Source organism: Chitinophaga sp. G7 BAM 1005, from assembly GCF_057126945.1.
Genome location: NZ_CP181478.1, coordinates 6,507,719 through 6,521,109 on the forward strand (window position 1 = coordinate 6,507,719; position 13,391 = coordinate 6,521,109).

The window sequence follows — 13,391 nt, forward strand, 5'->3', positions numbered from 1 at the left end:
TGATGATCTGCCGGGATCATCACAGATATTACAGGAGTATTCTTTATTGCTTTACATATTTCATCAGCCATTCGTCCATTTCCCACAGCATATGCAGGATACTTTCCCGGGCGGCATAGCCGTGGCTTTCCTGTGGCAGGAACACCAGGCGCGCAGTACCGCCATTACCTTTAATGGCGTTGTATAGTCGTTCGCTCTGGATAGGGAATGTGCCGGAGTTATTATCGGCTTCCCCGTGAATCAGGAGGATAGGCGTTTTCAGCTTATCTGCATAAGAGAAAGGCGACATTTTATAATACACTTCCGGCGCCTGCCAGTAGGTGCGTTGTTCGTTCTGGAATCCGAATGGCGTTAAAGTACGGTTATAAGCGCCGCTGCGGGAAATCCCTGCTTTGAACAGGTTCGTATGTGCCAGCAGGTTAGAAGTCATAAAAGCGCCGTAAGAGTGGCCGCCCACTGCAATACGGTCCTTATCGCCCACGCCCGTTTCCGTAATCTTGTTTACGGCGGCTTCGGCATTCATCACCAGCTGGTCGATGAACGTATCATTGGGTTCTTTATCGCCCTCCCCTACAATAGGCATTTCGGTAGCATCCATTACTGCAAAGCCGCGGGTTACCCAAAAGATGGGCGAGCCATAATTTACGCGGGTAAATCTATAGGCAGAACCACGTACCTGGGCTGCATCGCTGGCAGATTTATACTCACGCGGATAAGCCCACATCAGCACCGGCAGGCGACCATCTTTAGCAGGGTCATAGCCTTCCGGCAGGTATAACATAGCGGTGAGGTCCACACCATCTTTGCGTTTGTATTTCAGCAGTTGTTTCTGCACGCCTTTCAACTGCGGCTGTGGATGAGGAAATGACGTGAGTGCCACGGATGTTTTCTTTTTAAGATTTTGCAGGTAGTAGTTTACGGGAGATGAAACCGATTCACGTGCTATCACTACCACAAGCCTGGCAGGATCAATCACATCGGCTACCTGTTCGTAATAAGGCGCAGCAGAGCGCCACAGGATATTTTGTTTGCCGGTATTTAAATTAAAGGAAGACAGGAATGGACGGTCTCCTTCAGGGGAAGCCCCGGGCGCCGTCATCAGTAGTTCATGTGAAGGCGACACGTATAAAACAGACCTGTTGTATTGGTTCTTTATAGTTACGGGTGTACCCGGATCGTTGTAGCGGTCGTTTTCAGAACGATCGATCAGCGTAACCGGGGCCTGCGAAGGGTTTGCAGGGTTTATGCGGCTTACCTTTATTTTCTGCTGCGTGCTGTTGGCATCGGATACCAGCGCCAGCTGGTTGTTGGCCCAGCTGATGCCGGCAAAGCGGTTCACTGTTTTCACCAGTTCCTGTGGCGCTGCGCTGAACGGAGCGGCCAGGGTATTCACCACATCGCGGAAGGGCACTTCCTTTTTAGGGTCGCCGCCATCGAGGGCCTGTACCCACCAGATAGTGGCGGGGGCATCGTTACGCCAGGAGAAGTAACGGGGATAGTTACTGGTAGCGTCAAAGCCTTTGGGGCGCACTTCATCCAGCGGGTTGCTGGCGAGTTTCTTTACCAGTTCGCCATTCATTTTCCATATTTCCACTTCAGTGGGGAAGCGGTGGGCGCCTACCAGGTAGGAATATGGGCGGTGCAGGCTTTCCATCAGCAGGTATTGATTATCCGGCGATGGGGAAGCTGTTACATAAATAGCGGGTTTGCCGATTACCTGTTCGCCGGTAGCGCTGATAATCACTGGTTCAGACTGAAAGTAATAATCGAACAGCTGCTCGTCGTATGGATTTTTCAGCATGTCCTGGTAAGTGGCTGCCGGAGCGGCTTTGCCGGAGGTTTGCTGCACAGTGGGGCCTGCGGGAGCCACTGGTTTTTCCGGTGCTTTACCAATGCCGGCAGGTACCGCCAGCGCCAGGATGCGGTTATCATCGATCCAGGTAAATGCCGGGCCTGCAATGTCGTTGAGCGCACGGGTGCTTTGTTGTGCAGCCGCTCCGGTAGCGACATCTGCTTTCCATAAAGTAATACGGCTGTTGTCTGTGATGGTGAAAGCAATGCTTTGCTGTGATGGCGACCAGCTGATATTGCCGATGCGTGCATTGGCAGGCAAGCCGGTTACGGCGTATTCGTTGTTGCCTTTAATATTTTTAATACGGATAGCGGTGATGTAACCTGCGCGGCTGGGACCAAAGTTAGCCGGGTTGATACGCGCTCCTGCCAGCTTGTATTCCGGTTGCGATAATTCTTCAATCGTCGGGTAACTGGTGCGCTCCATAATCAGCATCACATCTCCTTTACTGTTAAAGTCCGTTGATGGCGAAGGTGCTGCCATCGCCAGTTCCAGGATACTCTTTGGAGGAGTCTGGTACTTCAGCGCGTTTTGCGCATAGGCATGGAAAGTGATGAATAAGGATAATAACAGAACTAATTTTCTCATATAGCAGTTGATGTTAATAAGCAATCCGGCCAAAATAAACTTATTGCCACAGTCTGCAAAGCAGAAAATGATGAGCGTTACCCATCTCCCAAAAAAAGATAAAAAGAATAAAAAGTTCCATTACCTTTGCAAACATCAGATGATATGATGACTACAAATACTTCTCCTTTAAAGCGACTCAGCCTGGCTGAGGAGGTGGCAACCCGACTGCAGGAACTGATTACATCCGGCAAATATGCAGTAGGGCAACGGCTGCCTACAGAACCGGAGCTGATGCTACAGTTTTCCGTAGGTCGTTCCAGCATCCGGGAAGCGGTAAAAATACTGGCTCACCGGGAACTGGTGCGGGTACAACAGGGGCTCGGCACCTTTGTATTATCGCAATCAGGCGCCGGGGAAGCGCTATCACAGCGGTTGCAGCGGGCCGATTTCAAAGACCTGAATGAAGTGCGCTTCCTGCTGGAAGTAAAAATTGCGGAGAAAGCCGCCATGCACCGCAATAATAAGGATATTGAAAAGATGAAGGGCTTCCTGAAAAAGCGTTTTGACTATGCGTCCAATAACCAGCTGGAACTTTGTATCCAGGCGGATATCTGCTTTCATAACGCCATAGCGGAAGCAGGCAAAAATGAAATCATGCGGGACCTGTACAGAACAGTGGCAGAGCATCTGAAAAAGTCGTTCCTGCTGCGTTACGCCAACACGGATTCTTTTGTTGACACGCAGCATTATCACGATGCGCTACTGCAAAGCATTATAGATAAAGATCCAAAGAAGGCGCTGGTTTGGGCAACGAAAATCAGTGTCCAGCACAAATAATTTTTTTACCCTTAAACATCAGATGATCTGATCTTAAAAGAACAGAAATGGAAACAACATTACCAGAACAGCCCAAAGCCGCCGCACAACAGGCAGCACAACAAACGGTGCTGTCTATCCTATTGGCGTTAAGTTTTACCCACTTCCTGAACGACACCTTACAATCGCTCATTCCTGCGATGTACCCGGTACTCAAAAATTCACTGAAACTAAATTTCACACAGGTGGGGCTTATCACCCTCACCTTCCAGATGTCGGCATCGCTGCTGCAGCCACTGGTGGGCCTGTATACCGATAAAAAGCCACAGCCCTATTCACTGGCTATTGGCATGAGTTTCTCATTGTTTGGACTGGTATGTTTATCCTTGTCGCAAAGCTTCCCGATGGTACTGGTATCTGTGGGCCTGGTAGGCGTTGGTTCTGCAGTATTTCATCCCGAAGCCTCCCGGCTGGCACACATGGCCTCCGGCGGAAAACACGGCATGGCACAATCGTTGTTCCAGGTAGGTGGCAACGCCGGCAGCTCACTGGGACCATTACTGGCGGCGATGGTGATTGTTCCCTTCGGACAGTTTCATGTGATCTGGTTTTCTATAGCTGCATTGCTGGCGATTGTGGTAATGCTGAACATCAGCAAATGGTATCTTTCCAACACACACCGCATCAAACCCAAAAAAGCAGCACTGGAGCTGAACAGGCCCAAACTATCCAATTCCACCGTGATCTTTTCACTGGGTGTTTTGCTGGTACTGATCTTCTCCAAATACTTTTACATGGCCAGTATGACCAGCTACTATACCTTTTACCTGATGGACCGTTTCCATATTTCAACGCAGGCTTCGCAGGTATACCTGTTCATCTTCCTGTTTGCCGTAGCGGCGGGAACCTTCATCGGCGGCCCTGTTGGCGACCGTATCGGGCGTAAGTATGTGATCTGGATCTCCATCCTGGGTGTGGCGCCGTTTTCATTGCTGCTGCCACACGCTACCTTGTTCTGGACAGCTGTACTCAGTGTATTCATTGGCGTTATACTCTCTTCCGCCTTCTCTGCCATTCTCGTTTATGCACAGGAACTGGTGCCGGGTAAAGTGGGGATGATTGCAGGATTATTTTTTGGTCTTGCTTTTGGTATGGCCGGCGTAGGCTCCGCGCTGCTGGGCCGTCTCGCGGATGCCACCAGTATCTCCTACGTATACCAGGTTTGCGCTTACCTCCCTTTAATAGGGCTCCTTACCGGTTTGTTACCGAACCTTGAAAAAAAGAAATAACAACATTTAGCGGAGGCGATGGCCTCCGCTAAATTCGCCTACATTCGCAGCACTAAAACAATTCTTATGTGGAAAGGTATACTGCTTGTGCTGCTTGGCGCATGCAGCTTTGGGATATTATCAACAATCGTTAAATCGGGCTATCAGCAAGGATATACATTAGGCGAATTATGCAGTGTGCAGGCGGGTTTCGGGATGCTGGCCTTATGGATCATCCAGGCATTTTCCGGTAAAAAAACAGTGGGCTTAGGCAATAAAGATGCCCGCACCTGCTTTATCCTGGGCAGTTCCACGGGCCTGGTAAGTATTACTTATTATCAGAGTGTACAATATATCCCGGCCAGTATTGCTATCATATTACTGATGCAGTTTACCTGGATGAGTATGCTGGCGGAATGGATCATCTATAAAAAGCGGCCCTCCCCGGTACAATGGCTGGCAGTATTTTTTATTCTTGGCGGCACCCTGCTGGCGGGAGGCGTATTTAACCACAGCAACACCACGCTGAACTGGAAGGGCATCGGCTTTGGTTTGCTGGCAGCGATATGTTACACCGTGTTCATAGTAGTGAGTGGCCGGGTAGCCGCATCACTGGGACCTGTGCTGAAGAGCGCCTGGATTGTTACCGGCGCATTTGTGCTCATTACCCTGATCTTCCCCCCATTGTACCTGTTTAATGGCCGTTTTACGGGCACCAGCCTGTGGATCTGGGGGATTCCCCTCTCCCTTTTCGGTACCGTGCTGCCGCCCTTCCTTTTTTCAAAGGGGATGCCGCAAACGGGGGTAGCGCTGGGCGCCATCCTCAGCGCCGCCGAGCTGCCGGTGGCTATGCTGGCGGCTACCATTTTTCTCCATGAATCCGTATCGTTGCTGCAGCTCTTCGGCGTGGCCATCATATTAAGCGCTATTGCTATGGCGAATCTGAAACGCCGGAAATGAAAACCCATGAGGTGTTTTTTTTATCTATCTTTGCACCCTCTATTAGTGATTTACGAACTGTTTTTTCATGAAAGCATTTAATTTTTTTATTCTATATCGCCTCCCGATCGGTATTGTATTACTGGCAGGTGGTATTGCGCTGGGCCTGACTGTTGGCTGGTGGGAAGCCACCATTGTGCTCGTGCTGGCACTGGTTTGTTTGGTAACACACGTGATGTTTGGTCCCATGAGAATGGTACAGGAAGCCGTGGAAGCCGGTGACATTGAAAGGGCCACCGCCCTGATGAACCAGGTGAAGTTCCCGAAACTGTTGTACAAACCCATCCGCTCTGTATATTATTTTATGCAAAGCAACATGGCTATGTATTCCAATGATCTTGATAAAGCTGAATCCACCATCCGCCAGAGCATTAACTCCGGCAGCCCGATGAAGGAATATGAGGGGATGCAGTATTTTCAGCTGGGCACTATCGCCTATCAGAAAAACGACCTGAAAACAGCTGATCAGAACCTGAAAATTGCGATGCGCAAAGGCTTGCCCGACAAGGAAAACACGGCAGCAGCCCTGTTAACCCTGGCTTCCATTGCCATGAGCCGCCGCGACTTCAAATCCGCCAAAGAATATTTCCGCAGGGCCAAAGCTCAGAAGCCTACCACTGCGCAGATCGTAAGCCAGATCAAAGAAATGGACAAATATATTTCCCGGATGCCGGGATAAGTAAATTGCCCCTGGCAATTTGCCTTTGAAAATGCAGTGGAGATAAAGTAACCTAACCTTTGTCCCTGCTGCATTTTTATTTTGATAAACCTTCAACTAATATTTCGCGGATGCAATTTAAACTTTACACGTCCTTACTTTTATCTACTGTGCTGTACACTGCTGCTACCGCACAGGATACCAGCCGTATCAGCCAGCTTAATGAAATTACCGTTACCGCCGTTAAAGGCCCCCAAAAAGCCGGGGAAACCGGTAAGGTGGTCACCATCCTTTCACATGAGTACCTGCAGCGGAACAGCGGCAGGAGCATCGCCGGCATCCTCAACCAGCAAACCGGCCTGATCATCAATGGCGCCGAAAACAACCCGGGCACAGTACCAAACGTATACATGCGCGGAGCATCCAACGGCAACACCCTGATCCTTGTAGACGGGCTGCCGGTAAGCGACGCCTCGCAGATCAATAATACTTTTGATCTCAACTTCATTTCACCCGACCAGGTAGAACGGATCGAAATACTCCGGGGCAGCCAGTCCACCCTCTATGGCTCCAATGCCGTAGCAGGCGTGATCAACATCATTACCCGTAAAAACGGTGATAAAAAGTTTGGTGCGGGCGCCACTGCCAGCTATGGCAGCTACCACGATTTCCAGGGCAATGTAAATGTACATGGCCATGTAAACCACTTTTCTTACCTGGTAAGTTATAAACATGAAAAAACCAGGGGCTTCTCCGATGCCTACGACTCCACCTACAAGGCAGGATTTGATAAAGACGGCTTCCGGCAAAACAGCGTTTTTGCCAAACTGGGGCTGGCAGCAGGAAAACGCTGGAATTTCGGCTACCTGCTGAACTACAGCAATTATCGCCACGACCTGGATGAAGGCGGTTATAAAGACGAAACGGATTATAACGGCAAATCAAAGTACCTGCTCAACGGGTTTAACAGTGAATACCGCTTTAAAAACGGCTCCTGGCATGTATTATACAGCTACCAGCATACCAAACGGGATATTTTAAACGATTCCGGCTATGTAGGCGCAGGCGCTTATGCCCGGTACGACAGCTCCCTGTTTACCGCCAACACCCACCAGGTGGAAAGCTATGTGAACCTGGACCTGAGCAGCCGGATCAGGCTGATCGGAGGCGCTGCCTTTAACCGCTCCGCCACCGACCAGAAGGACTTCCTGCAAAGTACCTACAGCCCCGGAATTGATACTACCACCTTATCGCCCGACAGCTCACATACCAGCCAGATCAGCGTATATGCCTCGTTCCTGCTGCACAATATGGGGGGCTTTAATCTCGAAGTGGGGGGTCGGTTTAATCATCACAGCCGGTATGGTAATAACCAAACCTTCTCCATCAATCCATCTTACCTGATCAATCCACATCATAAGGTATTTATCAATATTTCTTCTGCCTATAGCGTTCCTACGCTATACCAGCTGTATGCAAAAGGCTATGGCAACCAGGATCTGAAACCGGAAACCACTACCAGCTATGAAGCCGGCTACCAGGCTGATGTGGTTAACGGCAAAATAGACTTCCGGGTAACCGGTTTTGCCCGCAATACCCGCGACCTGGTGATCTTTTACTTTGATCCTGTCACCTTTTTCAGCCAGTACCGCAATGCCAATAAACAAAAGGCATATGGCGCTGAAGTGGAAGCCACCTGGAGAATTACCAGGACCCTGCAGCTAACCGCCAATTATACCTATGTAGATGGCCGTGTTACGGTGAACCAGAACGGCAAGGACTCTTCTTACTACAACCTGTACAGGGTGCCCAAACACGCGGTGAATGCTACTTTAGGCTACCAGGCCACCCAATCGCTGTACGTGGCCGCCACCTGCAAATACATAGATAAACGGTTTGAGGGAACCCGGCCAATGGGGGATTATTATACTGTGGATTTATATGGTGAATATAAATTTGGTAACTTGCTTAAAATTTTCGCCGGTTTCAGAAATATTACAGATTATCAGTATTTTGATATTTCGGGTTATAATTCACGCCGGTTCAATTTTAATACCGGTATTGTATTTAATTTGTAAACATTAAAACCAACATAATGTCTTTAAAGAATCTTAATCCACGGTTTGGCGTACTGCTGCTGTTTATACTGGCAGCTGGTGTAATACGTATCGTGTTGGGATCAGATGCAACGATGCAACCAATCGCTATGTTTACGCCGGTAGGCGCTATGGCTTTATTTGGCGGCGCTTCTTTTTCACAGAAGTGGAAATCATACGCCTTTCCTTTATTGACGCTGTTTGTTAGCGACATTATCCTGATGCAGGTTTTCCATAAACAATTTGCAGAAGGATTGCTGTACAGGGGTTGGGTATGGAACTACGCCAGCTTCGTACTGATCGTATTACTGGGTCAGCTGTTAATCAGGAAAGCAAGTGTGGCCAATATCCTGATGGGTTCTGCGGGCGCAGCGCTCCTGCATTTCCTGGTATCCAACTTCGGCGTGTGGGTAAGCGGTTCTACCAACCTGCTCACCGGGTTACCGTATACCAAAGATGCAGCAGGATTAGCAAGTTGCTATATCCAGGCTATTCCTTACATGTGGTATGTGCTGGTAGGTAATATCGTTTACAGCAGCATTTTCTTTGGCAGCTTTGAACTGGTAAAACGCAGATTGCGTTTTGCTCAATAATATTTTTACATTTGTTTTTTAGAGATTTGGGGCTCAGGCAGATGAACACATTTGTCTGACTCTAAATCTCTAAATTATTATAGGGGATTCACTATTTCTCTCTTCTGCATAGCATTTCTGTATTAGCACCCTGGCTACAGTTTAACTGTAATACCCATACGAAAACAAGACATACGAAAATAAATCACAACACATGCGCAGCATTTCACGCAAATTTCAGGTTTCCTTTATTGTAGCAGTATTCGCTATTGCAGGATTAGCCTCCTGTTCTAAAGATAATGAGGCAGAAGTAATTGTACCACAGATTATAGCTCCGGGCTTAAAAGACGGGAAAGATACGATCTATATCGGCGACAGCCGGGTGTTAAGTCCGCAGCTGGCAGAGGTAAAAAATCCTACTTTTCTCTGGCTGGTAAATGGCGTGCAGGTAAGTACCGATTCTACCTATACTTTCACCGCAGCAGAAAGAGGAGATTATACCATCTCTTATAAAATAATTTCCGGTAACGCACTCGCTACCTACTATTACCGCATCAAAGTACTGGGCAAATTTGAAAATGGTTTTTTCCTGGTGAATGAAGGTCAGTATGGCAAGGAAAACGGCGATGTGAATTTCTACCGTAATGGAGAAGATTCCGTTTACCAGTATGTATTTAAACGTAATAACCCCGGCAAACAACTCGGTCAAACTACCGGCTACGGCGCCATTTACAACAATAAATTATACCTCGTATCCAAACAGGGCGCCTTTGTGGTAGCAGATCCCGGCACCATGAAAGAAACCGGCCGTATTGATCAGCTGCCGGCTTTTGCCAACTCCTTTTGCGGCGTGAACAGCAATACCGGTTTGATCGGCACCGCCGATGGCGTATATCCCGTTAACCTGCAAACACTGGCGCTGGGTAGTAAACTGGCCGGCGTAACCGGACAGGTAGGCGGTATGGTAGCAGCAGAAGGCTACATCATCGTAATGTCCGAATCCCAGGGTATGGTAGCATTGAACAATACCGATTTAAGCGTGGCAAAAGTACTGGGACCTGCAGATGTAGGCTTTACACGCACGCCCGATGGTACTGTTTGGGCAGCCCGCAATAACATGCTGTTTGCCATTAATGCCAACAACCTGAAGATGGATACCGTTACGGTTCCATTCCCGGTATATGGCGCATGGGGCGCATGGAATGCCGGTATGCTGAGTGCATCCACTATTGAAAATGCGGTATTCATTGGTAAAACCAATGCCTGGGGCGCTGGTGGCAGGGAAGTATACAAATATGCAGTAGGTAACCCCACCTCCCTGAATACCCCATTTGTAACCATTCCGGCCGGCCGTGAAATGTACGGTGCAGGAGTAAGATATAATCCGGGTAACAATACCATCGTAGTAACAGATGTAAAATCCGGTTATGGCGATAATTATAAAGATAACACGCTGTACATCTATGATGCCAGCAGCGGTAGCCTGAAGAAAAGCGTAAACTTCATGGGCTTCTTCTTCCCGGCAATGCCGTTATTTAACTAATAACTTCCGGTAGTTGGCGTTTTATAAACGCCAACTACCGGAAAAGGCTAAAAGCTTTTCTATGCTTCATTTAATTACAGGCGGCGCCCGTTCGGGTAAAAGCAGGTACGCACAGGAGCTGGCCTTATCACAAAGCGCTCACCCGGTATACGTGGCTACCGCCAAAGTATGGGACGACGATTTTGCACAGCGCATACAACGGCACAAGGAAGAAAGAGGACCGGTGTGGGTGAATTATGAAGAAGAACTGTATGTAAGCCGCCTCCCGCTGGACGGGCATACCGTAGTGATCGACTGCATCACCCTGTGGCTTACCAATTTCTTTACCGCACATCAGTATGATACTGATAATACCCTCCAGGCCATCCAGGCAGAAATACACGCACTTCACCAGAAAGCAGGTACTTTTATTATCGTGACCAATGAAATTGGAATGGGCGTGCATGCCGAAACCGAAGCAGGGCGCAAGTTTACAGACTTACAAGGCTGGGTAAACCAGTACATTGCACGTATAGCCGGTACCGTTACACTAATGGTGTCCGGCATTCCGGTTGTAATTAAAAAAGACGCGTAAAAAATCCCTCATGATGAATGATATCCGGATAACACCTGTATCACCCGGGCTGAGAACTGCCTTACAGGATAAGATAGATCAGAAGACCAAGCCCCCCGGATCGCTGGGAAGACTGGAAGGAATTGCCTTACAGGCTGGCCTGGTACAAAATACACTGACGCCTTCCGTGAAAAACCCTGCTATCATTGTATTTGCAGGCGATCACGGTATTGCCGCCGATGGGGAGGTAAATCCTTTTCCACAAGCCGTTACCGCGCAGATGGTATATAACTTCCTGAATGGCGGCGCAGCCATCAATGTGTTCTGCAGGCAGCATCAGCTAGACCTGACAGTGGTAGATGCCGGTGTAAACCACGAGTTTGCGCCGCATCCGCAACTGAAAGACCGCAAAATGGGCATGGGTACGCAAAACTTTCTGCACATGCCGGCCATGTCGCTGGACCAGTGTAAACTGGCCATGCTGGCGGGCGCCGCCGAAGTAAAGCTGCTCCACGAAAAAGATTGCAATGTGATTGGTTTTGGAGAAATGGGTATCGGCAATACCTCCGCGGCATCGTTGCTGATGAGCCATTTTACCGGCATACCGGTGGCCGAATGCACCGGTGCGGGCACTGGTAGCAACGCGCAGCAACTGGCGCAAAAAAAGGCCATTCTACAGCAGGTAATGACCAAACATGCATTACCCGCATCGCCGGAACAGGCCCTCGCCGCATTTGGCGGCTTTGAAATTGCCATGATCTGCGGCGCCATCCAACAGGCCGCCGCTTTAAAGATGCTGGTAGTAATAGATGGCTTCATTGTAACTGCCGCCTTGCTGGCTGCCGTGAAAATGCAACCCGCGGTGAAAGACTATTGCGTCTTCGCCCATTGCTCCGAAGAAAAAGGACATAAAGCTATGCTGCAATATCTTGAAGTAGCGCCTTTGTTACAAATGGATATGCGTTTGGGAGAAGGTACCGGCGCCGCGCTGGCAATTCCGTTAATCCGGAGCGCAGTAGCCTTCCTGGAAGAAATGGCCAGTTTTAACAGTGCACAGGTATCAAACCGTACCATATGAAAAAACAGTGGCAGTTACTGCTAACCGCTATCATGTTCTATACGCGTATACACGTTCCCGTTAATACCCCCTATTCCCCGGAGATGCTCAGCAAAGCAACCCGGTATCTTCCGCTGATAGGATGGATAACCGGCGCGATTATGACAGGCGTATTATACATCCTGGGCGGCATTGCCCCGCCAATGGTGAGTATCCTGCTGGCCATCATTGTGGGCGTATGGGTAACCGGCGCTTTTCATGAAGACGGATTTGCAGACATGTGTGATGGTTTTGGCGGCGGATGGACCAAAGGGAAAATTTTGGAGATCATGAAAGACAGTCGCATCGGCACTTACGGGATGCTGGGACTGTTGCTGATCATGACGCTCAAATACTTGTCGCTGCGCGAACTGCCGCTGTATAAAGTAATGCTGGCTATTGCCAGTGCGCAGCCATTGAGCCGTTTTGTGGCGGTAACGGTAGTGTACACCCACAAATATGCCCGTGAAAACGAAGACAGTAAGGCAAAGCCCATCGCCCAGGGCATTTCTTTGCCTGACCTGGGAATAGCCGCCATATGGGGTTTTATTCCATTCATTGCAGCGATGATTTACCTGCAAAACTATACCCTGCTGCTGACCATTCCTACCCTGATACTGGCCCGCTGGTACATGGTACGGCTCATGCAAAAGTGGATAGGCGGCTATACCGGCGATTGCCTGGGCGCCGTACAGCAGGTATCGGAAACTGTTATTTATTTATGCTTTTGTATTCTCACATGGAAATATATCTGATCCGGCATACCACGCCGGCAATAGAAAGTGGTATTTGCTATGGCGCTTCCGATGTGGATGTGGCAGGCAGTTTTGATACCGAAGCAGCCCGTATAAAGCCGCTCCTGCCCTCCGGCCCTGTTGCCGTATACACCAGCCCTTTGCAGCGCTGTGAGAAGCTCGCTGCCGCCTTATTTGGCAATAGTTATATCAAAGACGACCGGTTAAAGGAAATGAATTTTGGTACCTGGGAAATGCTGCCCTGGGATAACATCAGCAAAAATGCTTTAAGCAAATGGGCGGATAACGTGGTATTTGAGCACATTCCGGGTGGAGAAAGCTATGAAGAATTGTATAACCGGAGTATCCAGGTTTTGGAAGAAATAACCGCCACGGGAAAGGACACAGTACTGGTTACGCATGGCGGGGTGATCCGCTGTATTGTGGCACATGTGACGGATACCCCACTCGTGGATGCGTTCGATATTTCGGTGGATTATGGGCATATTTCGCATTTAAAAGTGGAAAACGGGGAAGTAAAAGTGATATTTTCTAATCTGTAAATAACTGTCTTTAAATCAATTATATTAATATTTTTAAATATCTCTCTAAAAAACAAAAAAACTGGTAATTC

The 13,391-nt window shown here is 48.8% G+C and carries 12 protein-coding genes; 11 read left to right on the forward strand and 1 reads right to left on the reverse strand.

The features are described from left to right. Positions 1–43 precede the first annotated feature (43 nt). Positions 44–2,440: a S9 family peptidase gene (locus ACMXI2_RS26160; RefSeq protein WP_483778882.1), complete on the reverse strand. Its 2,397-nt coding sequence runs from the start codon at positions 2,438–2,440 to the stop codon at positions 44–46. A gap of 144 nt (positions 2,441–2,584) precedes the next feature. Here ACMXI2_RS26160 and ACMXI2_RS26165 point away from each other — a divergent pair, with 144 nt between their 5' ends. From ACMXI2_RS26165 to cobC, 11 genes are all read left to right on the forward strand, one after another. After that, positions 2,585–3,259, forward strand: a complete 675-nt coding sequence (locus ACMXI2_RS26165; protein ID WP_483778883.1) for a FadR/GntR family transcriptional regulator — start codon at positions 2,585–2,587, stop codon at positions 3,257–3,259. A gap of 47 nt (positions 3,260–3,306) precedes the next feature. Further along, positions 3,307–4,527, forward strand: a complete 1,221-nt coding sequence (locus ACMXI2_RS26170; RefSeq protein WP_483778884.1) for an MFS transporter — start codon at positions 3,307–3,309, stop codon at positions 4,525–4,527. Positions 4,528–4,593: 66 nt separating this feature from the next. Continuing rightward, on the forward strand, positions 4,594–5,466 hold the full coding sequence (locus ACMXI2_RS26175) for an EamA family transporter (RefSeq protein ID WP_483778885.1): 873 nt from the start codon (positions 4,594–4,596) through the stop codon (positions 5,464–5,466). A 67-nt stretch (positions 5,467–5,533) separates the two neighbouring features. After that, positions 5,534–6,184 (forward strand): tetratricopeptide repeat protein, encoded by a 651-nt coding sequence (locus ACMXI2_RS26180; protein WP_079471121.1) that lies wholly within the window; start codon positions 5,534–5,536, stop codon positions 6,182–6,184. Between the two features lie 110 nt (positions 6,185–6,294). Next, positions 6,295–8,241, forward strand: a complete 1,947-nt coding sequence (locus tag ACMXI2_RS26185) for a TonB-dependent receptor plug domain-containing protein (RefSeq protein WP_483778886.1) — start codon at positions 6,295–6,297, stop codon at positions 8,239–8,241. A 17-nt stretch (positions 8,242–8,258) separates the two neighbouring features. Then, positions 8,259–8,852, forward strand: a complete 594-nt coding sequence (locus ACMXI2_RS26190; protein WP_483778887.1) for a DUF6580 family putative transport protein — start codon at positions 8,259–8,261, stop codon at positions 8,850–8,852. Positions 8,853–9,045: 193 nt separating this feature from the next. Continuing rightward, positions 9,046–10,374: a DUF5074 domain-containing protein gene (locus ACMXI2_RS26195; protein ID WP_483778888.1), complete on the forward strand. Its 1,329-nt coding sequence runs from the start codon at positions 9,046–9,048 to the stop codon at positions 10,372–10,374. Positions 10,375–10,435: 61 nt separating this feature from the next. Further along, positions 10,436–10,948: a bifunctional adenosylcobinamide kinase/adenosylcobinamide-phosphate guanylyltransferase gene (gene cobU, locus ACMXI2_RS26200; RefSeq protein ID WP_483778889.1), complete on the forward strand. Its 513-nt coding sequence runs from the start codon at positions 10,436–10,438 to the stop codon at positions 10,946–10,948. Positions 10,949–10,958: 10 nt separating this feature from the next. After that, positions 10,959–12,005 (forward strand): nicotinate-nucleotide--dimethylbenzimidazole phosphoribosyltransferase, encoded by a 1,047-nt coding sequence (gene cobT / locus ACMXI2_RS26205; protein ID WP_483778890.1) that lies wholly within the window; start codon positions 10,959–10,961, stop codon positions 12,003–12,005. After that, entirely contained in the window at positions 12,002–12,778 is a 777-nt protein-coding gene (gene cobS / locus ACMXI2_RS26210) for an adenosylcobinamide-GDP ribazoletransferase (RefSeq protein WP_483778891.1), read from the forward strand. The genes cobT and cobS overlap by 4 nt, the downstream gene beginning before the upstream one ends. Further along, entirely contained in the window at positions 12,763–13,320 is a 558-nt protein-coding gene (gene cobC, locus ACMXI2_RS26215) for an alpha-ribazole phosphatase (RefSeq protein ID WP_483778892.1), read from the forward strand. The genes cobS and cobC overlap by 16 nt, the downstream gene beginning before the upstream one ends. Positions 13,321–13,391 lie beyond the last annotated feature (71 nt).